15 protein-coding genes are annotated in these 20,782 nt (G+C 45.8%); 6 read left to right on the forward strand and 9 right to left on the reverse strand.

Annotated features, from left to right (window positions below; translation table 11 throughout):
• Nucleotides 1–143 precede the first annotated feature (143 nt).
• The 4 genes from RIB93_RS06205 to RIB93_RS06220 form a co-directional block, all read right to left on the reverse strand.
• A complete protein-coding gene (locus RIB93_RS06205) occupies nucleotides 144–1,520 on the reverse strand; it encodes an ATP-binding protein (protein ID WP_446371313.1) in 1,377 nt (458 codons plus the stop codon).
• A 156-nt stretch (nucleotides 1,521–1,676) separates the two neighbouring features.
• Nucleotides 1,677–3,080 carry a (Fe-S)-binding protein gene (locus tag RIB93_RS06210; protein ID WP_446371315.1) on the reverse strand — a complete coding sequence of 468 codons (1,404 nt, stop codon included), beginning with the start codon at nucleotides 3,078–3,080 and terminating at the stop codon, nucleotides 1,677–1,679.
• 206 nt (nucleotides 3,081–3,286) lie between these two features.
• Complete coding sequence (locus RIB93_RS06215; RefSeq protein ID WP_446371317.1) at nucleotides 3,287–4,603, reverse strand: FAD-binding oxidoreductase; 1,317 nt, start codon at nucleotides 4,601–4,603, stop codon at nucleotides 3,287–3,289.
• Nucleotides 4,604–4,648: 45 nt separating this feature from the next.
• Nucleotides 4,649–5,074 (reverse strand): NUDIX domain-containing protein, encoded by a 426-nt coding sequence (locus RIB93_RS06220; RefSeq protein WP_446371319.1) that lies wholly within the window; start codon nucleotides 5,072–5,074, stop codon nucleotides 4,649–4,651.
• Between the two features lie 159 nt (nucleotides 5,075–5,233).
• Between RIB93_RS06220 and malQ the strand changes: the two genes are divergently transcribed.
• Nucleotides 5,234–6,742 carry a 4-alpha-glucanotransferase gene (gene malQ, locus RIB93_RS06225; protein ID WP_446371321.1) on the forward strand — a complete coding sequence of 503 codons (1,509 nt, stop codon included), beginning with the start codon at nucleotides 5,234–5,236 and terminating at the stop codon, nucleotides 6,740–6,742.
• A gap of 27 nt (nucleotides 6,743–6,769) precedes the next feature.
• Here malQ and RIB93_RS06230 read toward each other — a convergent pair whose 3' ends face one another.
• Together RIB93_RS06230 and RIB93_RS06235 are read right to left on the reverse strand one after the other, a co-directional pair.
• Entirely contained in the window at nucleotides 6,770–7,561 is a 792-nt protein-coding gene (locus RIB93_RS06230) for a helix-turn-helix domain-containing protein (RefSeq protein ID WP_446371323.1), read from the reverse strand.
• Between the two features lie 42 nt (nucleotides 7,562–7,603).
• Nucleotides 7,604–8,371, reverse strand: coding sequence for a pseudouridine synthase (locus tag RIB93_RS06235; RefSeq protein WP_446371325.1), 768 nt, complete (start codon nucleotides 8,369–8,371; stop codon nucleotides 7,604–7,606).
• Between the two features lie 284 nt (nucleotides 8,372–8,655).
• Between RIB93_RS06235 and RIB93_RS06240 the strand changes: the two genes are divergently transcribed.
• The 3 genes from RIB93_RS06240 to bicA all read left to right on the forward strand — a co-directional run bounded on the left by RIB93_RS06240 (nucleotide 8,656) and on the right by bicA (nucleotide 14,167).
• Nucleotides 8,656–9,387: an LmeA family phospholipid-binding protein gene (locus RIB93_RS06240; RefSeq protein ID WP_446371327.1), complete on the forward strand. Its 732-nt coding sequence runs from the start codon at nucleotides 8,656–8,658 to the stop codon at nucleotides 9,385–9,387.
• A 231-nt stretch (nucleotides 9,388–9,618) separates the two neighbouring features.
• Nucleotides 9,619–12,078 carry a glucosylglycerol hydrolase gene (gene gghA, locus RIB93_RS06245; protein WP_446371329.1) on the forward strand — a complete coding sequence of 820 codons (2,460 nt, stop codon included), beginning with the start codon at nucleotides 9,619–9,621 and terminating at the stop codon, nucleotides 12,076–12,078.
• Between the two features lie 382 nt (nucleotides 12,079–12,460).
• Entirely contained in the window at nucleotides 12,461–14,167 is a 1,707-nt protein-coding gene (gene bicA / locus RIB93_RS06250) for a bicarbonate transporter BicA (RefSeq protein WP_446371331.1), read from the forward strand.
• Between the two features lie 521 nt (nucleotides 14,168–14,688).
• Here the strand turns inward: bicA and RIB93_RS06255 are convergent.
• Complete coding sequence (locus RIB93_RS06255; protein WP_446371333.1) at nucleotides 14,689–15,600, reverse strand: hypothetical protein; 912 nt, start codon at nucleotides 15,598–15,600, stop codon at nucleotides 14,689–14,691.
• A gap of 9 nt (nucleotides 15,601–15,609) precedes the next feature.
• On the opposite strand from RIB93_RS06255, the gene RIB93_RS06260 reads away from it, so the two are divergent.
• Both RIB93_RS06260 and RIB93_RS06265 read left to right on the forward strand, forming a co-directional pair.
• The gene (locus RIB93_RS06260; RefSeq protein WP_446371335.1) at nucleotides 15,610–16,200 is read left to right on the forward strand and encodes a hypothetical protein; all 591 of its coding nucleotides are present in this window, start codon (nucleotides 15,610–15,612) and stop codon (nucleotides 16,198–16,200) included.
• A gap of 20 nt (nucleotides 16,201–16,220) precedes the next feature.
• A complete protein-coding gene (locus tag RIB93_RS06265) occupies nucleotides 16,221–19,814 on the forward strand; it encodes a tetratricopeptide repeat protein (protein ID WP_446371337.1) in 3,594 nt (1,197 codons plus the stop codon).
• Nucleotides 19,815–20,023: 209 nt separating this feature from the next.
• On the opposite strand, the gene RIB93_RS06270 is transcribed toward RIB93_RS06265, so the two are convergent.
• Nucleotides 20,024–20,371, reverse strand: a complete 348-nt coding sequence (locus tag RIB93_RS06270) for an element excision factor XisI family protein (protein ID WP_446356880.1) — start codon at nucleotides 20,369–20,371, stop codon at nucleotides 20,024–20,026.
• Nucleotides 20,359–20,775, reverse strand: a complete 417-nt coding sequence (locus RIB93_RS06275; protein ID WP_446371338.1) for an element excision factor XisH family protein — start codon at nucleotides 20,773–20,775, stop codon at nucleotides 20,359–20,361. Before RIB93_RS06275 ends, RIB93_RS06270 begins: the two co-directional genes overlap by 13 nt.
• Nucleotides 20,776–20,782 lie beyond the last annotated feature (7 nt).

Here is a 20,782-nt window from a genome sequence, read left to right on the forward strand (position 1 = left end):
TGTCCATATCTAAGTCATGGTTAATTTATATTTTAGCCGCATGGTACGCTTAGATGAGGTTGGTGGGCAATGCCCACCCTACGGTAGATCAAGGATTAGAACAAAGGACGAATGACCAATGACTAATGACCAATGACCAATAACTAATCCTGCATCTCCTTCGCTTCTGCTAAAAGGGGATTGATGTCAAACCAAGATTCCTGATTCTGCCGATATTCAAACACCAATCGACTATTAATCAACTTCTCATATCCATCAATCCCACTCACTTTTTTCCGTTGTCGCACCTGACGCAATAATTCCCAATCAGCATCGGACATCACCATCACCATTTCATTGCGCCGGGAACGAATCACCGCTTCCAAGGTTTCCCGCAATAGGGGTAGTTGTTTATTCTTGCGAATCCAGGCATTCAATATACTCAATATATCCCGAACGTGTCCGCCACTAATCGCACAAAGGCGATCGAGGGTTTCTGCATTCTCGAACAGTTCGGGAATTTTCTCAATTCGTTCCGATTCATTCAGGTTGGGAAACGCCCGGACTAACAGCATTTGGCGTAATTGCTGCATTCCTTTCTCACAAATCTCGCCATCGGGATGTTTCACCGACACCATGGGTAAGACTTTCGGTTCATCGGTAAATCGTTGGGTGAGATTGCCATATTCTTTAGAAAACTTCAACCCCAAAGGCATAGTATAAACGACATGACAATTGAGTCGATTTAAACAATCCCCTTGATCGACAAACAAATATTCCGGTTGCGGACGTCCCCAATCCTTGGGGCGACTATCCAGGCGGTCAAGGTTATCCACAATCACCACCAATCCATTTTTACCGATCGCTTTTAGGGATGCGATCGCGGGTTCCAGCAATTCCTGATTTATCGCATCCACGAGTTGATTTTTCTGGGGTCCCAGATACCGATTCAACCGTTCTCGCAGTCTCGCATCGCTTTTGGTGCGGGTGGTAATTTCGCCAATACCAAAATAGAGAGAAAACTTATCCTTGTCTGAAGTCATCCCCACATCACCCAGAGAATCCCCCAGTAGCTTCAATCCGGGAATCTTCAACTTTATCCCCGTCACCTCCGAGTTCAACACCTCCAATGCACCAGCCAGAAACTCTTTCAGTCTCCTGGGTTCAACCAGGGAAATATCCTGTAAACTTTGACTAACCTGACGTGCGATCGCCAGTAGCACTTCACCAATATCCACATCCGCCATTTCTAAGTCTTGGGAGGACTCAAAATAGACCACATGGAACCCCTCTTGTTCCAGTTCCAACTTCAGCCGCAATAACTCGGTGGATTTCCCACAACCAATATGTCCAGTGAACAGGGAACAGGTAGGACTATCGGGCGAAAAGAAGCTAATATTATCCTTAAGTTCCTCAATAATCTGACCGCCACGTACTTCTGAGAAATCGATATAAAGCTTCTGATCCTCTGGATCTTGAGCAAACAGAGGTTTCCCCGGATCAGTCGCCCGATAAAAATGGCGTAAGAATTCGATGGTCATCGTTTTTAGCCCCAGTCAAGTCAGGTCAGCAAGGGTTGTCAATGATAGTATAAGAGGCTGGGCGCGACATTTTTAGGGGTGATTTGCCGGACAGGATATGAAAGGGCGCACGTCGATATGAAAGGGCGCACGTCGGTGCGCCCCTACATCAATTCCTTAATCCCCAATCGCCAACTTTTCCCCGCGAATGGAATAATCCAACAACTCCATCGGATGCATCAAGGATATCTCTTTCTCCTGCACGTTTAAATGCTTCTTAATTTGCAGCGAACATCCCGGATTCGATGACGCAATTAACTCCGCCCCAGTATTCAACAAATTCTCAACCTTTTGCTGTCCCAACTCATCAGCTATTTCCGGTTGCAGCATATTATAAACCCCCGCACTCCCACAACATAGCGCCGCATCAATGGGTTCGCGTAATGTTACCCCCGGAATTTTCCGCAATAACTGACGCGGTTGTACGGAAATTTTTTGTCCATGTAACAAATGACAAGCATCTTGATAAACCATTGTCAATGGTTTATCGGTCAGAGGTGACAACTTCGCCGTCAATCCTACCTCAGCTAAAAACTGCTGCACGTCTCTCACTTTCGCCGCAAAGTCTTGCGCTTTCTGGCGATAAACTGGATCATCGTCTAATATATGCCCATATTCCTTCAACGTATGACCACAACCTGCGGCATTAATAATCACATAATCAACATCCGTTCCCTCAAAACTATCAATCATTTGTCGCGCCAAGGCTTGGGCTTGTTCCGTTTGTCCCTGATGTTCGGGTAATGCAGCACAACAGCCTTGAGTTTTGGGAATCACCACTTCACAGCCATTCGCCGTTAATACTCGCACCGTCGCTTCATTAACGGGGGAGAAAAATAGCCGCTGTACACACCCCAAAATCACACCCACTCGATACCGCTTTTCCCCTTGCGCCGGAATCACATCTGGGAAGTTATTTTGGAAAGACTTTAAAGTAATTTGCGGTAAAATTGAATCCATTGCCGCTAAACGGGGGACTATTTGCTTTAATAATCCTGTAGACCGAACTAGCTTTTGTAATCCTAATTTTTGATACAGATAAAGTGGCGCAAGGAAAGGGCGCAGGCGTCCCGGATAAGGAAACAGATTAAAGATTAGCGCTCTAATAATCCGATCCGGTAAACTCCGAGGCTGATTTCGTTCAACCTGATGACGTGTGGCTGAAATTAACTTATCATACTGTACGCCAGAAGGACAGGTGGTCACACAAGCCAAACAGCCTAAGCAGGAATCAAAATGTTGCGTCGTCGCCTCGGCTAATGGTGCTTCACCTTTGTTAATCGCATCCATCAAATAAATCCGTCCCCTGGGCGAATCCATTTCCTTCCCAATCACTCGGTAACTGGGACAGGTGGCGAGGCAAAACCCACAATGAACACAAGTATCGATTAAGTCTTGTTTGGGAGGGTTTTTAGGATCAAAACCAGGGGATTGAGAATCATTTTGTTCCGTTTCTAACGGTGTTGTTGCTGCGCTTTCTTTGACTGAATCAGGTGTGGGAAATTTAAAATCCGTTTGCATATTTTGTCGTTTTAGGTAGATGTGCAGAAATTAATAAATTGTGCGTGAGAGGTGGGTAGGGGCGGGTTTAGTTATATTTGGGTGCAAAAGAAAAGATAATAGTGAAACCCGCCCCTACATTCGGAAAAACTAGGTTCCATCGAGAGTCGTGAATGGTCAAAACTCTATGCCGTGAAAAGTCGGATATGCTCCTGTGGATTCTGTCTTCAAATATCTCCGACAAATCGATTAGGACTTAAAAGGTTTTTCGGATCAAACTTATGTTTAATTTGACGCATAATATCTAAAGCGTTGCCACTGTATCCCCAAACATCAAGCTGTTGCTTTACACTAATTGGAGCCTCTAGTACCGTCAAAAAGCCGCTGTGAGATTGGCAATGCTCTCGCATCTTTAAAATCGTCTCAGGTTTCACTGTTTCGGGTTCCAACCGCATTTTTCCTAATCCAGTTCCAGCATGAATTAACCCTAATCCCGTTCCCGATGTGAGAGTATCCAGTACAGTTAACGTCATAACTGCTGCTGTTGGTACTACTCCTATTTTGCAAGTAATCGAGGTGGATTGGGGCATTCCCCAGATTTGTTCTGGTAATGATTGCCATAGACTCGCTTCATCGTTATCCTGATAAAGCGTGCCTTGTAATCCCAACTGTTGCCCCACCTCTAGCAAACGGGATGACTGCTCCTGTACACTTTTGGTGACGCTTTGGAAGCGTACCATTAAGCCCATACCTTGACCGATATCCAATTGTTTTACCAATCCAGAGGAGAGTAAATCGGCGGCTGTAGGGGTTAGGGCGGACGCGAGTAAGGTTTGGGTTGTTGATGCAACAGCGTCAGCGTCTCCGGTGAGTACCACTGTCCCCGATGCTTCTTGTACCGGATACAAGCGAAACGTCACCTCGGTTATAATTCCCAGGGTTCCATACGCCCCCGTCAACAGTTTCATCAAGTCATAACCCGCCACATTTTTCACCACTCGTCCCCCGGCTTTGGCGAGTTGTCCATCACTGCGGACAAAGGAAACTCCCAATAGCATATCCCGAACCCCACCATAGCGTTGTCGCCATGAGCCACTATCCGCCGTTGAAATAATTCCACCCAGAGTGGCGGATTCCGGGTAGGCGGGTTCTAGAGGCAAAAATTGATTGGTTTTCAGCAGTATTGGCTGTAAATCTGCCAATTTCACACCCGCTTGCGCCGTTACTGTCAAGTCACCCACCGCATGATCAATCACCTGATTCAGGTTTTGGGTACTAATCACCACGTTAACTGGTTTACCCACACCCGCCCAGGCTAATTTACTCCCATTCCCGCCGGGAAGAACTTGCCAGTTATGGGTATTGGCAGACTCCATTACTTGACAAAGCTGTGGAATTGTGGTTGGACAAACAAGCGTACTGGTAATCGTGTCTACGCCATAGGCTCTCTTGAGTCGCTCTTGCCATAGCGGAGGTAAAGTATCCCCCTGGTAGATGTTAGAGTCACCCACAATCGGTGTTAGAGTTTGTGCGATCGCATTCATGGGTTAGGGAACAGGGAACAGGGAACAGGGAACAGAAAATAGTTTCTAATGAGGACGCACTCCATAATGGCGATAATATCGATAATCCCGCAAAATCTGGTCATGATCGAAACATAGATTCGCGGGAATCTCCCACAGATTAAAAATATTCAAATTTTTGGCATCATCAGCGGCTTGGGGTTCGCCTGTCCCCGTAGCTAGAAACACAATACTCAGGGTATGCTTACGCGGATCGCGGTCAGGTGCCGAATAGACGTGAAACTGCTCAATTAACTCCACCTGTAAGCCAATTTCTTCCTTTGCTTCGCGAACCGCTGCGGTTTCCACCGATTCCCCGTAATCGACAAAGCCACCAGGAATTGCCCAGCCTAGGGGGGGATTTTTGCGTTCGATCAGAATAATCGGTCGCGAGGGTCGATCCATGAGTTCGACAATGATATCGACGGTGGGAACGGGATTTCGGTAAGTCACAAGTCAAGTTCGGGTAACGGGTAGCGATCGCCTTGGGTTCGTTGTTTTCAGAATACCTCTATCGGCAGAGTTAAATCTACCACGATCGCTCTTTTTTAACGTCTCCCTAGCGTGCTAATGTCGATAGGACTTGTTTTGCTGTACTATGGTCTATCCTCTATGCAGATTCCTAGATCGAGTGGTGTTTTGCTGCATCCCACTTGCTTTCCCAGTCCTTATGGAATTGGTGACTTAGGCTCACCCGCGTATCAATTTATTGATTTTTTGGCGGCTAGCGATCAGCGATTTTGGCAGATCTTGCCCGTCGGACCAACGGGGTTTGGTAACTCGCCGTATATGTCTTACTCCGCCATGGCGGGAAACCCAATGTTGATTAGCCCAGAACAACTGCAAATGAAGGGGCTACTCAAGGATGAAGACTTAGCTCATCTACCGGAGTTTCCCCCGGATACTATCGATTTTGAGCGAGCCATTCCCCTGAAAAAATCGCTCCTGCTCAAAGCCTGCGATCGCTTTAAGCGGGAAGCTTCCCCGGAACAACAGGAGGAATTCGAGCAATTTTGTCAGCGTCACGCCTATTGGCTCGATGATTATGCCTTATTTATGGCACTCCACAACACCTTTGATGATGTGAGTTGGCATTTATGGGAGCCAGACATTGCTAAAGCCGAACCGCAAGCGGTGAATGAGTGGCGAGAACGGTTACGCGATCGCATTTACTACCACAAGTACCTCCAGTTTGAGTTTTTCCGCCAGTGGTCATGGTTGAAGCAGTATGCCAATGACCGCAATATCCAAATTATTGGCGATATCCCGATTTATGTCGCCCATAATAGCGCGGATGTTTGGTCAAACCGAGAACTGTTTGCCGTTGATGAGAAAACAGGCGAACCTTCGCTGATGGCGGGTGTTCCCCCAGACTATTTCAGTGAAACCGGTCAATTGTGGGGTAACCCCATTTACGACTGGGAACGCATGGAACACAATAACTACCGCTGGTGGATCATGCGCCTAAAGATGATGTTTGAGTACGTCGATGTGCTGCGAATTGATCATTTTCGCGGCTTTGAGGCGTATTGGGAGGTTGACCAAGGTGAAACCACTGCCATGAATGGGCGCTGGGTCAAAGGACCGGGAGCTAAATTTTTCAAAGTCCTCAAGCGGGAATTAGAAGGACTACCGATTATCGCCGAGGATTTAGGTGTAATTACCCCTGAAGTTGAGGCATTGCGGGATCAATTTGGATTTCCGGGGATGAAGATTTTACATTTTGCCTTTGGTGGCGGTTCAGATAATCCGTATTTACCCTTTAACCTAGAGCGCAACTGTCTGATTTATACCGGAACCCATGATAATAACACGACAATCGGCTGGTTTAACCAGATCCCCGACTATGAACGAGAAAATGCGATTCGTTACTTAGGAGGGTTAAGTGAGGAAGGCATCAATTGGGATTTAATCCGGTTAGCCTACAGCAGTGTCGCCAATCTTGCCATGATTCCCTTCCAAGATTTCTTGGATTTGGGTACAGAGGCTCAGATGAACCGTCCCAGTACATCTGAGGGAAACTGGAAATGGCGTTATCGAGCAGAGATGTTGAGTGACCAACTGCGCGATCGCATCAGAACCCTAATTTATACTTATGGTCGGACACCGCATGATTCTTGAGGGTTAACCTGTTGAGCAAACAGACGATCAAGACCGAGGATTAGCCGCAAAAGTCATTTCCTCAACCGCACCGGGGGCGCCCATTTGTTTAGCACTTTGGTCATTAAACTCGACTAGGACGCCTCCGGCATTACCCGCCCGGACAATCAGTTGTTGATCCGCCACCCAAGTCCGCTGGGTGCCTTCGGGCAAGACGCCTTCAAATTCTGTTTTACCATCCACAACGACTCGAATCCAGGACTGCGCCTTCAAGGTGACACCAACCTGCACCGGTTTACCATCTTGGCTGGCATGACTAATTTCCGCCGATTGGTTAATATCAAGGGACTGTTTCGGTGGTCTGGGTTCGGAGTTTTTCGGTGTCGGAAACTGCTGGGCTGAGGGGGCATTCTCAACTTCAATCACTTGCACTGCCGAGCGACTCAGAATGTGAGATAAACCACTGACCGAACCAATCACCAACAGAATATAGAGCAGGTAGAGATGAAGCGGTCGCAATTGAGCAGCGGGTAAATGCCGCCAACGGGGTTTGATCAACTGGATACTCGCTCCCACCGGAAAAGCATCGGCAAGTTCTGCCCCGTTGAGTCCCAGCGCTTCGGCAAATCGCCGGATAAAGCCTCTAATGTATACAGGTTCTGGCAACTGGTCGATCTTACCGTCTTCAATCGCCCGTAAAAGCCGTGCCTGAATTCGGGTTTGAGCCGCAACTTCCTCTAAGGTAATCGACTGTTCGAGGCGAAACTGGCGTAGGCGAGCGCCGATAACTTCGAGCTTCTCAACTTGTTCCTGCTGCAAATGACTCGTATTCTCCTTCATACACGGTACTCCTTGATATCTGCTGGCACGTTTTCGTAAGGGTTAGTGAACTCGGTTGTGGAGGAAGCGGATTTCAAATTCTTCAAGATAACGGTAGTGACCACTGAGCAGTATCGGTTCACCCGGTCGTTGTAATTGAATCGGACCAATTGCCGTGCGGTGCAGATGGATTACTGGATAGCCTAGCAGGTCAGCAACTCGACGAATTTGACGGTTTCTCCCTTCTGTCAAGACAATTTCTAAAAGTGTTTTATCGGGTTGCTGCTTGAGTACTCGAACTTGAGCAGGTAAAGTGGTTCTACCCGACAAGTCCACACCCTGACGCCAAGCCGAGAGAATTGATTCAGAAGGATGACCCTTGACCCAAACCCGATACGTCTTGGGAACGTGATGGCGAGGATGGGTAAGTTTATAGGTCAGTGTTCCGTCATTTGTCAGAATTAACGCTCCTGTAGATTCCATGTCCAACCGTCCCACCGGATGGATGCCCTGACCTTGTCTAATCGTGCTTGGCAGTAAATCAAGAACTGTACGACGCTTCTCAAGAATGGTATTACACACCCGATCATTCCGACAAGTAGAGACTACACCCACAGGTTTATTGAGCAACAGATAAATTGTCTGAGGACGATTACTGGGTTTGAGCCGTTGACCATTAACTTCAATCAAATCCGTTTCCGGATTCGCTTTTTGCCCTAGCTGCACCAGAGTACCATTTAGCCGAACTTGTCCGGCTACGATCATTTTCTCAGCTTGACGCCGTGAGGCGATACCCCACTGTGAAATAATTTTTTGTACTCTTTCCTCCATGGCTTGACTACCTGTGTAAGCTAGTTCGTCTCGACCCAGATCGTGCTGGTTCCAAGTTGAGTTCCATCCTTATGGTATCCAGCAGGAGTTGGGTTTAAACCTCTCCGGCTTTTAAGGTGGCTAGAGAGAATCAGTCTACTTCTAGCCCTGACCAGAATAGACCATGTACAAATATTACAAGAATGCGGAGAATTGCAAGCGTTTGGTTTTTTTACCTGCTCATTGCCTTGCTCGGAGACTATCCCCGTTGTGTCAGAATACAGGATTGACCCGAAATTGTGGCAATGGGCGTTAATAAATCAAAAGCTGGGACAGACAAAGGCAGCCGGATGATTAGCACAGTGGTATCCCCCGCCGTGCAATTATGGCTGCGATCGCAGGTGGATGCCGTGGAAACACTACAGTTTAAGCTGATGGGTCGCGATCGCCAAATTCTTCGAGGACACATTCCTACTGTGTCTATTGCGGCTCGTCGTGCTATCTATCAAGGACTGCACCTGTCGCAAATCCAGCTAGATGGAACAAATATTCGCTTCAATCTTACTCAGGTGTTTAAAGGCAAACCCTTACAACTCCTAGAACCTGTCCCAGTTACGGGTCAACTTATACTGCGAGAGAGCGACCTGCAAGCCTCTCTGGACGCTCCCTTATTATCAAATGCTTTAACCGAATTACTGAATACCTTTATTAATTCTTATAATCCACCGGATCAGTATCCACCTCTAAACCCGTCTACCATAAGTTGGCAGCAGATTAAGATTGATGGGCAACACCTCACCCTCAAAGGAACAGTGACACACCCAGAGACTCAGGAAATCCTGGTTCAGATTGATGCCGGGATTCAACTGGTAACGCCTCAACATCTGCAACTGCACCCCCTCCAGATTCAACTTAATGCTCATGCGATCGCATTGGAGCCGTTCACGATTGATTTAGGCTCAGAGGTTGATCTCAAAGAACTCACTCTAACCCCAGGACAGTTAATGTGTCGTGGCTGTCTCAGAGTTATACCCTAATGGGTGTTGGGGGAGTTATCAGTTATCAGGTATCAGGTATCAGTTATCAGGAGATGGGGAAGCCAATGACGAATGACCAATGACAAATGACCAATGACAGTGTTTTACTCTCAGAGAAGCTGTGGGACTGTTAAACTTGACGGGAATTCGCCGTACAGGTAGACCGATCCCGAAAGTCAGGATTTAGTTACCTGTACAGCAGTTGGGTAGTGGTTGCGAGATTAAGTTACTGTGAAAGTTGATACAAAACCGTCCATCCGATTGGTTGAAGATGCCACCCAAGACGTCATAGATTGGGCAGCTACCATTGAGCATTCAGACGCCACCTATTTTGAAAAAGCTCAAGCCATAGCCGGACGCTTGGGGGCGCATTACCGTTCCGATGGGTTAACCGAAATTGGCTTCTGGACCCCTCGGTTGTTGGCGCAGGTGATGCGGAAGATGGAAATCTATCTGGAAGTCTTAACCCCCCTTGAGCCGATTGATTGTCGGGTGGTTGAGCAAACCGTCTCCTTTCGTCGCGATCGCCTATTCTTAAAACAAGAAGGGGAATACCATTGGGGTGTCATCGCTGGGATGCGTCCCGGAAACCGGGAGCAGATGGGATCATTCTACTGGCTGCGCTTTGTCGATCAACAAGGGAACCTACAAGCGATTCGAGATACAATTCCCTATTCCATGCCTTATGGGGTGTTCGGACCGGCTGAACTGTATGATATGGCAAGCTTACAGAAACAACGAGCTGATCTGGATTACTTCAAAGCCACCAGCGTCCGCTCTGATCCCCTAACCTTTCCGCGTGTGCCAGCCCCCCGGAACATTTTACAGCTTCATATTGGCACCGCCTCTAAAGAGGGAACGGTTGAGGGATTAACCCGTATTTATCGCCAAATTGCCAGTAAATTAGCTGGAAATCTTCCCTTAACCCCAGCCGAAGAAAACTACGTGGGTTACGATGCCATTCAGCTACTCCCCATGGAACCCACGATTGAGTATCGAGATGAATACAGTCCAGAAAGTGAATTTTTCGTCTGTATTGCCGAAGATGAAGATGACCTGCAAATTAAACTGAGGAAACCCCATACCCAGGATTGGGGCTATGACGTGCCAATTTTGGGATCGAGTGCTACAAATGCAGCGCTTTTGGGTAGCTTGCGCCCTGATGAATTGGTAGACTTTATCGCCACCCTGCATAATTTTCCCACCGGTCCAATTCAAATTATCTATGACCTGGTGTATGGTCATGCAGATAACCAATCGGAGTTACTCCTGCATCGCCAGTTCCTCAAAGGTCCGAATATGTACGGTCAAGACTTGAACCATCAGTTACCGACAGTACGGGCGATGTTTTTGGAAATGCAGCGGCGTAAAATTAATACGGGCGCTGATGGGGTGCGTATTGATGGGGGTCAAGATTTCCGCTTCTTTAATCCTCTGTCTGGACTGGTGGAATATGATGACGCCTATCTGCTGGCGATGAGTGATGTGGTTCAGGATATTGAGGGACATCAACGACTCTTATTTACCATTTTTGAAGATGGTCGTCCCTGGCCCGCTGAAGGATGGGAAGAGATCTCGACGTACCGGGAATTAATTAACCTGAAACCGGAATCGTTCCAATGGGGACCCCTGATTTTTGCCCATAACACCCCAGCCTTAGAAAAGTTTTGGGATCGCAAATGGCGTCGGGTGTGTGAGGTGATCTTTGAAGGGGATCATTGGATCACCGGTTGTGGTAATCATGATACGGTGCGCCGGGGCAATCAAATCCCGCTAGATGCCCAGATTAATTGGAATTTAGGCAGTACGCTGCCAGAAGTATTAAATAATGCTTACGATAACCAGGCGGTGACGCTTTGGGTGTATGGGTTCAGTCCGGGATTGCCCATGGACTTTATCAATGCGACAATGCACGCCCCATGGATGTTTTTCCGCAATACCGATGAACGCTATGGGGTCAAGGTGGTTTCTGAAGAAGTTGGGTTCTTGGATTGGCAAGTGACGCCAGAACTCTATGATGCGCCGGAAAGTTTCAGTCGGTTGAAGTCCTTGGGATTTAGTCAGCTAGAGGAATTGCGGGAGTTTGGCAGGGCGCTGCAAGTTGCCATGACTGAAAAGGATTACAATCTTGCCGAGGTTGTCCAGGCTTGCCAGTTCTGTTTGGGAGACAATACGGATCAGTGTGATATTGAGCCGCTGAAAAAGTTGAATAAGCCAGAAATGGTGAATTTCTTGAAAGGGTTGACCCTTGAAAAGCTCAAGTCATTCGCGTTGATGTTCATGGAAGACTGTTACGAACTGTGTAATGTCTCTCACTATGAGGACAAGCTTGATGCAGCAAGAACAGATTATAACATGAGCTTGCGTCGTTTCCGCCATGCTCATCCCTGGTTAGGTCACAATTTAGCTGGAATTGATCGATTCAATAAAATCAGTGATGAGGAACGGACGGTATATTACGGGGTTCGCAGTAATCCTGATGATCATGATCAACAAATCGCCATAGTCGCGCACATGGGGGGAGAACCGATGAAGGTTACTGTGGGAGACTGGCTGCAATTGGATATGAGCGAATGGCAAGTCGCGATCGCGTCTCCGGGTTTGGATAGTGGTGATCACTTAGCAGATTTACGCTGCTTTGAGTTAGCCGATTCTCAAGCGGTGCTGTTAAAGAGAAGCCCTAGCGACTAGAAGTCGCAGCTAAACAAGCAAAGTCCGCCTGCGCGGACTAGCTTATAAAGGGGGTGGCTAACCCAGATTTGGTATTAACCACACGCCCAGAAACGTAGGGGCGCACCGACGTGCGCCCTTTACCGACGTGCGCCTATCCTCCATAGCGACAGCTCTATTTTATTGCAAATTGTAAAATCACTATGATATACTCTATGGAAATCATAAGTCTCCTTGTGGGTATTCATCAGCAATAAATTAGGACTTCTGCACCAAGCTTGCTTAAGCTAGGGATACGATATATCGTGTCCCTAAAAATGCTGGTTCAACGGTAATTTTTGACTTATAACTTATTACTTCTGGTAACTTTGATTTTTGATTTGTTAATAGAGACAAACGTTTAATGATAACCAATCAAATCCACTTTCGCAACCTAAAAGGAGATATTTTTGGCGGGTTGACGGCGGCTGTTGTTGCTTTACCCATGGCGTTAGCCTTCGGAATTGCTTCAGGTGCTGGCGCTGCGGCGGGGTTATGGGGGGCAATATTAGTTGGATTTTTTGCTGCCTTATTTGGGGGTACACCGAGCCTGATTTCTGAGCCAACTGGCCCAATGACGGTTATTTTAACCGCTGTAATTGCTGGACTTCAAGCGGATAATCCGGACAATTATCTGCCCCTGGCATTCACGGTGGTGATGATGGCAGGAGTCTTTCAAATTATCTTTGGGGTATTACGATTAGGGCGATATATTATCATGTTGCCCTATAACGTCATTTCCGGATTTATGACCGGAATTGGCGTGATTCTGATTTTTCTGCAACTGGCTCCTTTCTTGGGACAAGAAACTCCTCCAGGGGCTGTCCTGGGTGTGATTCAAAATCTGCCGACTTTAATCACGAATATCGATCCTTGGGAAACAATTTTAGGAGCCATCACCTTAGCGATTCTTTTCTTTTACCCGTCTCAATTTAAAAAAGTGATGCCGCCTCAATTGGTGGCTTTAGTGATTGGGACAGCCATTTCGCTGATTTTGTTTAGTGGTGTTGAGATTCGCACAATCGGCACGATTGGAGAAATTGCACCGGGTTTACCTGAGCTACAAATGCCTGCTTTTACGCCAGGAAATGCGCGGTTAATGTTCGTGAATGCGATAGTATTGGCGACGGTAGGTTCTATCGATTGCCTATTAACCTGTCTCGTGTCTGAAAGTCTAACTCGACAAGACTGCAAGTCCAACAAAGAGTTAGTTGGTCAAGGTGTTGCTAATTTAATTACGGGTCTATGTGGTGGGATCGCCGGGTCTGGAGCAACCACAGCAACGGTGGTGAATATCCAAGCAGGTGGACGCACGGCATTATCGGGTATTTGCCGTGCTTTAGTGCTGTTCATCGTGGTGTTGTGGGCAGCACCTTTAACCTCTACAATTCCCCTTGCTGTCTTAGCGGGAATTGTTTTAAAAGTTGGGATTAATATCATTGATTGGGGTTTTCTCCAGCGAGTTCACAAAATCTCTTGGAAAGCAGCGGGGATTGTCTATGGTGTGGTACTACTAACGGTGTTTGTGGATTTAATGATCGCTGTAGCCGTTGGCGTATTTATCGCGAATATATTAACCATCGAAAACCTATCAAAATTACAAGCAAATGCAGTTAAAGCGATTACTGATGCGGATGATCAGATTGTTCTCACTGATGAGGAAAAGCAGATTTTAGATGTGGCGAATGGGCGAGTTTTACTGTTCCATCTGAGTGGACCGATGATTTTTGGTGTCGCCAAAGCCATTTCCAGAGAACACAACGCCATTGCCAATTATGATGTTTTGATTGTCGATTTAGGTGAAGTTCCTATCCTGGGCGTAACGTCTTCCTTGGCGATCGAAAATGCGATTCAAGAGGCGATTTATGAAGGACGAGAGGTGATTGTTGTTGGCGCAACTGGGAAGATAAAAAGTCGGTTAGAAAAGTTAGGCATTGCTGGCTTAATTCCCGGACATCACTGGATGGGCGATCGCTTGACAGCACTGCAAGAAGGTTTAGCTATAGTTCGTGAAAAACAAGGCTTCAGCTATGAGGAAAAGGGAGATCAGTTCACCAGTTCCCAGGCTTAAGAGTTTCTAGTTTGCGCTTTAGCGCTTTAAGCTGAAGCGCTGACTAATCAATAAAAATAGGAAAATCTGATATCGGGATATAAAATCTAATGTAGGGGCGGGTTTAGGGATAAAATTAATGGAGCCACCGATCATCTTTCCACAAAACCCGCCCGACTCCACCTTTCACCCCGACATTTTTAAGGTGCGATCGCACTTAGCAATCAGATGGGTTTTGTGATCGGGTTTCAGGTTCATAGGAAAATCTGATATCGGGATATAAAATCCAATGTAGGGGCGGGTTTAGGGATAAAATTAATGGAGCCACCGATCATCTTTCCACAAAACCCGCCCGACTCCACCTTTCTTAGCAATCCGGTAGGTTTTGTTGTCCGGTTTTGGATTAATTGCCGGTTTTGGATTAATTGATTGTCTTGCGGTGGGGGAATGGGCGGGTTTTGTTGTTCCTTTATCGGTGACTAGCTGGATTGATTCCCTAAACCCGCCCCTACATCTAACTTTTTGGACTTTGGACAAACAAATTAATTCCGGGAGGTTGGAGGACTGAGGATCATTAGTTGATCGCCTCCGTCACTTTCATACATCATCACAACAGGTGGACTTAATGTGCGATCGCGTTTATCGGGCAAAGCTGGAAAGATGTAAAAATAACCGTCGCGATCAATGAGTAAGCGCCAGACTATTGGGGTTTCTGGATTACTGGTATCGGTGAGTTCTTTACCCAAAAGTCGTTGATATAAATCTTGGTCGCCGATAATCCGGAAACCGGACGGATTAACCAGAGGATTGTCCAGTTTACGTCCCAGGGATACTGTGTTGTCTGGGGCAACTACGGTGATAATCGGTAGGGTTGAGGTTTCGTTAACTGCATCTATCCAAGCATCGGTATCGGCTTGCCATTGGGCTAGCCAAAATAGTGCGGTTAATGCCCATAATACAATCACAATTTCGACAGTGAGAGAGCCTAAAAATTGCAGGGAATTAAACTGAGTTGAACTAAAGTTAACCAAGGATTGTATCCCTTGGGATAGCCATGCATTGGGGTGTTGTCTGGCGTAATTGCGGAGAGGCGATCGCACTCTTTTGGTGAGCGTGGTGAGACTCGCCATCACCGGATGTTGAATCAGCCAGAGGGTGAGGTGAATCGCCGTAGCCGTGAGAATAAGCGCGATCGCGGTTCGGATAATGGCGAAGGGAGAACCAAACAGGGCTTGGAATGCAGCGATATAGAAGGATTCAAAGGGTAAGTTGAGGGTGGAAACCTCAATATTAAAAAAGCTAAAATATGCCCAACGGTATGTCCAACCCGTAAAGTACAACCCCGCACCGAGTAAAACGACGAGACTGGTAACTTTGCCTAATAGGTTGGGTTCGTTAGGATCAGGAGGAGTGGAAACCACAGACTTTTTCACAGCGCTATTCAATTCAATCATATTACGGGTATGAGAACTATCATCAAAGGGATGAAAACGGCACTGAATATCATTACCTTGACTCTACTGGTTTCAAGTCCTGGAGTCATCGGGTATGCTGAAACCACGATGAGCAAACCCAGAGAGATTGCTCAAGCCAGTAACCAGCAAGCCCAATCGTTACCCGTGGCGTTACCAGACGATGCTTTGGTGTGGCCAAAATCCGGGAGTTCGATCATTGGTCAATTGACGGCGCTGAGTGAACAGGGGTTAACGATTTCTAAGAATAATTTCTCGCAAACCTTATCCCTGAGTGAAGTGAACCGGATAAAATTCCAGGGGGATGTGTGGATTCGCGATCGACAGGGGCGAAGAGTAAGAAAGTTTCGCTCAGAAGACTCCTCTAAAACGAGACAGGAAGTTTGGCCAAGAGTGCCGATTTGGGCGTTTCAACTGCAAAACCCAGAAACAGCGAGTCTCAGGTTAGGGACTGTTTTAAGCCGTGAGGATTTACAAGATATTCTCTCGATTTCTAAAGATAGTGTCTATATCGTGGATGCGATTGAATTTGACTCGTCGGGGCAAATGATGACGATAAAGGCAACGCCAATTGACCGTTAGACTATAGAAGGTTGGGTGCTATGCGGCAAATTTTATCGGGTGTTTTAGCCATCAGTCTGGGCTTGGTTCCTGTAAATGTGCCATTGATGGTTCAACAGAGTTGGGCGCAAACACAGGATTTAGAGGCAGAATGGAGGGCGCTTGTAGACCAAGCTGATCAGCATACAGAACGATGGCAATATGAACAGGCAATAGAAACCCTCCAGCAAGCCTTAGACTTAGCACAAACACTGAAAAATAGACAGCAGGAAGCCTTAGTATTGCATGACATTGGTTTTAATTATTATCGACTTGATCAGTACCAGCAAGCCCTAGATTCTTACAATCAAGCCTTGTCCATTCGCCAGGAAATTGCTGACAAATCTGGGGAAGCTACTACTCTCAACAATATCGGTGAGATCTACATTATCATTGGATCAACCAAAAAAGCGTTAGAACACTTGAACCAAGCTCTTCCCATTAGTCAAGAAGTGGAAGACCACTCTGAGAAAGCTCATATTCTTGCTAACATTGGCAGAGTCTATTTTATCATTGGACAAACCCAAAAGGCGTTAGAATACTACAACCAAGCCCTGCCCCTTAGTCAAGAAGCACAAGACTGCTCTGAGGAAGCTAATATTCTCACGAAGATCGGCAGCATCTATAGTTTCATCGGGCAAACTCAAAAGGCGTTAGAATACCTCAACCAAGCCCTGCCCATTAGCAAAGAAGCAGAAGACCCTTTCCAAGAAGCTACTACTCTCAATAGTATTGGCAGGATTTACAATTATATCGGACAACCACAAACAGCATTAGAATACTACAATCAAGCCTTACTTATTAGCGAGAAAGTAGGTAGTTTTTTCTTGAAAGCTACGACTCTCAACAATATTGGTTCAGTTTACATGATTATAGGTAAACGGCAACAAGCATTAGAATACTACAATCAAGCCTTTACTCTTTATCAAGAAGTGGGTTATCGTTCCGGGGAAGCCACTACTCTTCAGAATATCGGTATGGTTTATTATGCAATCGGGCAACCAAAAACAGCATTAGGATACTATAACCAAGTCCTACCTATTAACCAGGAATTGGGCTATCGATCTCTGGAAGCTAGCACTCTCAATAGTATCAGTGTGGTTTACCATACCATCGGAAAACCAGAAAAGGTATTAGAAGACTACAATCAAGTTTTACTCATTAGCAGGGAATTAGGTTATCGGTCTTTGGAAGCAACTACTCTCAATAATATTGCTTCAATTTACTATGATATTGGGCAAACGAAAAAAGCATTAGTATACTCCTATAAATCCTTAACTATTGCTCAGGAAGTAAATAACCGTTACGGGGAAGCTGTAACTCTCAATAGTATCGGTCAGATCTACAACCACATCGGACAAATAGAAAAAGCATTAGAATATTACAATCAAGCTTTACTCATTAGCCAGGAAGTTGGTTATCGCTCTTTGGAAGCAATTACTCTCAATAATATCGGTCAAGTCTACACCTACATTGGGCAATCAGAAAACGCTTTAAAATATTTAAACAAAGCTTTAACTATTAATCAGAAAGTGGATAATCTTTCTGGGGAAGCAATTGCTCTAAATAATATTGGTTTGGTCTACCATAATATTGGGCAGCTAAAAGAAGCTTTAAACTATTTTAATCGAGCTTTACTCATTAGTCAGGAAGTAGATAACCGTTCAGGGGAAGCCACCGTTATCAATAATATTGGTTTGGTCTACCATTACCTTAAGCAACCAGAAAAGGCATTAAAATACTACAACCAAGCTTTACCCATTATTCAGGAAGTGAACAACCGCTCCATGGAAGCTACAACTTTCAATAATATCGGTGCATCCTACCATGAAATCGGAGAATTCCAACAGGCATTAGAATACTATAACCAAGCCTTGTCCATTCTCCAGGAAGTAGGCTATCGATCCATGAAAGCTACAACTCTCAATAATATCGGTGTAGTCTACCATGACAACCGACAATTCCAACAGGCATTAAAATACTACAACCAAGCCTTACCCATTCTTCGGGAAGTGAACAACCGTTCTGGGGAAGCCACTACTCTTACTAATATCGGTCTGGCTTACCGTGATATCAGGGAACCACAGCAGGCGATTGTGAATTTCAAGCAAGCTGTTACCATTAGATTAGGGTTGCGTCGAGGTTTACAACGAGAAAATCGACAGTTATTTTTACAAAGTAACCGAGGTTCTGCAATTGCTCTCACTAACCTCTTGATTGAGCAAAATCAACCCGAACAAGCTTTTGAATGGCTCAATCGTTACAGCACCGCCGAACTCGCTGATTACACCCGCCTAATTGATGCCCAAGTTAGTAATCCCCAAGCCCAACAAGCGCTTGAGCGGTGGAATCAAAAAAATCAACAATTAGAATTCCTCCATCAGCAATTACAAGACCAATTTTCTGAGGAACTTTCCCGCCACTTTCGTCAATTGGAAGCAGAGGTAAACCAAGAAGCTGAAGAAATCTCACGTCAGTATCCGGAAGTTGCCGAACTCCTAGAAATCACTCCTGATGATATTGATCAACTTAAAGCTAGTATTCCCAATGGTACAGTAGTTATTCAGCCGATGCTGCTGAATAATAGAAAATATTTTCCCAATAGCATCGCTATTTTTATCCTGACGAGAGACCAACCCATCACGGTTAAAAAAGTTCCCGTCGATCCGGATAAACTAGATACCTTAATCACTGACTACCGAGAGATATTGCAAAACCGTTATGCCATAGGCTTCCGCGACAGGGGGAGCGAACTCTACGACTTATTAATTCGTCCCATTGAAGACCAAATCCAGACATTATCTCCGACGCAACTTGCCATCATCGCCACAGGTAAACTACGCTATATTCCCTTTGAAACCCTCTACAACCGAGACACAGGCAAATTCTTAATTGAAGACTATCCCATTAATTATTTCACTCGCTTAAGTGTCAATTCCCTGCAATTGACAGACACCGGAAATTCTCCATCTTTACAGCGTGGAGCGTTAGGATTAGGGAATCCCATCCCGGAAGAACCCTATAATTTACCCGGTGCAGAAGCCGAAATCAAAAATCTACCCAACCTCCTACCTGGAAGTGAAATCTATCTGGGTAACGACGCCACTGCCGAAAGATTCAAATACCACGCCTCTCGCTTTCCAGTTATCCACCTTGCCACTCACGGCTGTTTTGAAGCCGATGGTTGTTGTCTAGGAGAAGAGGAAGACTGTAATGGTGTGCGTCGTATCGATATGGAACCCAACACCCTCCTATTTGCCGATGAACCTTTTAACATCGCTAATGCTGCGCGATTAGGCATGAAAAATACAGAACTTCTTGTCCTCAGCGCCTGTCAAACCGCCTTGCGAGAAGAATCAGACGGGCGAGAAATTGCAGGTATTGCCTACTTATTTGAACGGGCAGGTGCTAAAGCAGTGATGGCAAGTTTGTGGAATGCTGAGGATGACACAACATCGGAAATTATGACCCAGTTTTATCAAAATCTCAACCAAGGGATGAGTAAAGGAGAAGCCCTGCGTCAGGCAAAACTTGAACAGGTTGATCGTCATCCCTTCTATTGGTCTCCATTTATTTTAATTGGTAATGCCCAATAAGTTAAGTAGGTTCGTAGTGAGAGCTTTAGCTCTCTCCAGCTAGGCGTTAAAGCACTAAAGTGCTTACTACAAACACAGTCCTATTTTAATCCTGACTTTTCACGGTATCTGGTGCAACGTGAGTGTGAATTGTGTAGGGGCGGGTTTTACAGATAACATGAGAGCACCCAACTGATAACTTGACTAAACCCGCCCTTATCCAGTGGCTTTTAGCCTACTGCATAATCAGTCATTTCACGCATGAAAGGAGGATGAAACCCTAGCACAATATCATGTTTTGGTACACCCAAATCGACTAATTCTGCCGCAATATCATGCTCCGTTGAATTGTAAAAAATCCAGATTTTCTCATTCCGAATATCCAGATGCATTAAACAATGATGCACCCAGCGCCTATGGTGCCAACCGAGATGCACAATTTGATAGTGATTTCGCTGCGTATCAAAGATTGTCTCTACCTCAAACTCACCATAAGCTGGCTTAACTTCTGCATAATCCATCAACAATTGCTGCACAATTTGCTGATATTTGATTACTTTATCCGTTAGTTCTGCCATTGTACAACTTCCTCCACGTCAACATTGTAAACCATCAGTTTTACCGCATTTTCTTGCAGCATTGATGCGGGAAAATCAATTTTAAAGAAGCTATTATAGGTTAGATCTGGCACAGCTAGATAGAGAATGCGCTCAGGTTCTTCACGACGCAATGCCGCCCGATAGTTAATAAACTGAGTGGGTGCTGTATGAAACTCTGAAATTGCTGATGCACTCGCTAAAAAACTTTTGACTTCAACCGCGATTTTCTCATCGCCTCGCTCCGCAGCCAGTAATCTTTCTGCCCCCAAATCAATTTCCATCTCCACTCCACCAACTTTAATTCTAAGCGGATCATGAGTCACATTCCATCCATCCTTAATAAGAGCAGTCTTAACAACTTGATGAAACCGATCTTTAGCCACAACAGAC

Origin of the sequence: Coleofasciculus sp. D1-CHI-01, from assembly GCF_040218875.1 — a bacterium.
Taxonomy (GTDB): Bacteria; Cyanobacteriota; Cyanobacteriia; order Cyanobacteriales; family Coleofasciculaceae; genus Coleofasciculus.

Coding starts and splice junctions, on each gene's coding strand:
- RIB93_RS06205 (WP_446371313.1), bottom strand. CDS start 1,520: ATGACCATCGAATTCTTACGCCATTTTTATCGGGCGACTGATCCGGGG.
- RIB93_RS06210 (WP_446371315.1), bottom strand. CDS start 3,080: ATGCAAACGGATTTTAAATTTCCCACACCTGATTCAGTCAAAGAAAGC.
- RIB93_RS06215 (WP_446371317.1), bottom strand. CDS start 4,603: ATGAATGCGATCGCACAAACTCTAACACCGATTGTGGGTGACTCTAAC.
- malQ (WP_446371321.1), top strand. CDS start 5,234: ATGCAGATTCCTAGATCGAGTGGTGTTTTGCTGCATCCCACTTGCTTT.
- RIB93_RS06230 (WP_446371323.1), bottom strand. CDS start 7,561: ATGAAGGAGAATACGAGTCATTTGCAGCAGGAACAAGTTGAGAAGCTC.
- RIB93_RS06235 (WP_446371325.1), bottom strand. CDS start 8,371: ATGGAGGAAAGAGTACAAAAAATTATTTCACAGTGGGGTATCGCCTCA.
- RIB93_RS06240 (WP_446371327.1), top strand. CDS start 8,656: ATGGGCGTTAATAAATCAAAAGCTGGGACAGACAAAGGCAGCCGGATG.
- bicA (WP_446371331.1), top strand. CDS start 12,461: ATGATAACCAATCAAATCCACTTTCGCAACCTAAAAGGAGATATTTTT.
- RIB93_RS06255 (WP_446371333.1), bottom strand. CDS start 15,600: ATGATTGAATTGAATAGCGCTGTGAAAAAGTCTGTGGTTTCCACTCCT.
- RIB93_RS06260 (WP_446371335.1), top strand. CDS start 15,610: ATGAGAACTATCATCAAAGGGATGAAAACGGCACTGAATATCATTACC.
- RIB93_RS06265 (WP_446371337.1), top strand. CDS start 16,221: ATGCGGCAAATTTTATCGGGTGTTTTAGCCATCAGTCTGGGCTTGGTT.
- RIB93_RS06270 (WP_446356880.1), bottom strand. CDS start 20,371: ATGGCAGAACTAACGGATAAAGTAATCAAATATCAGCAAATTGTGCAG.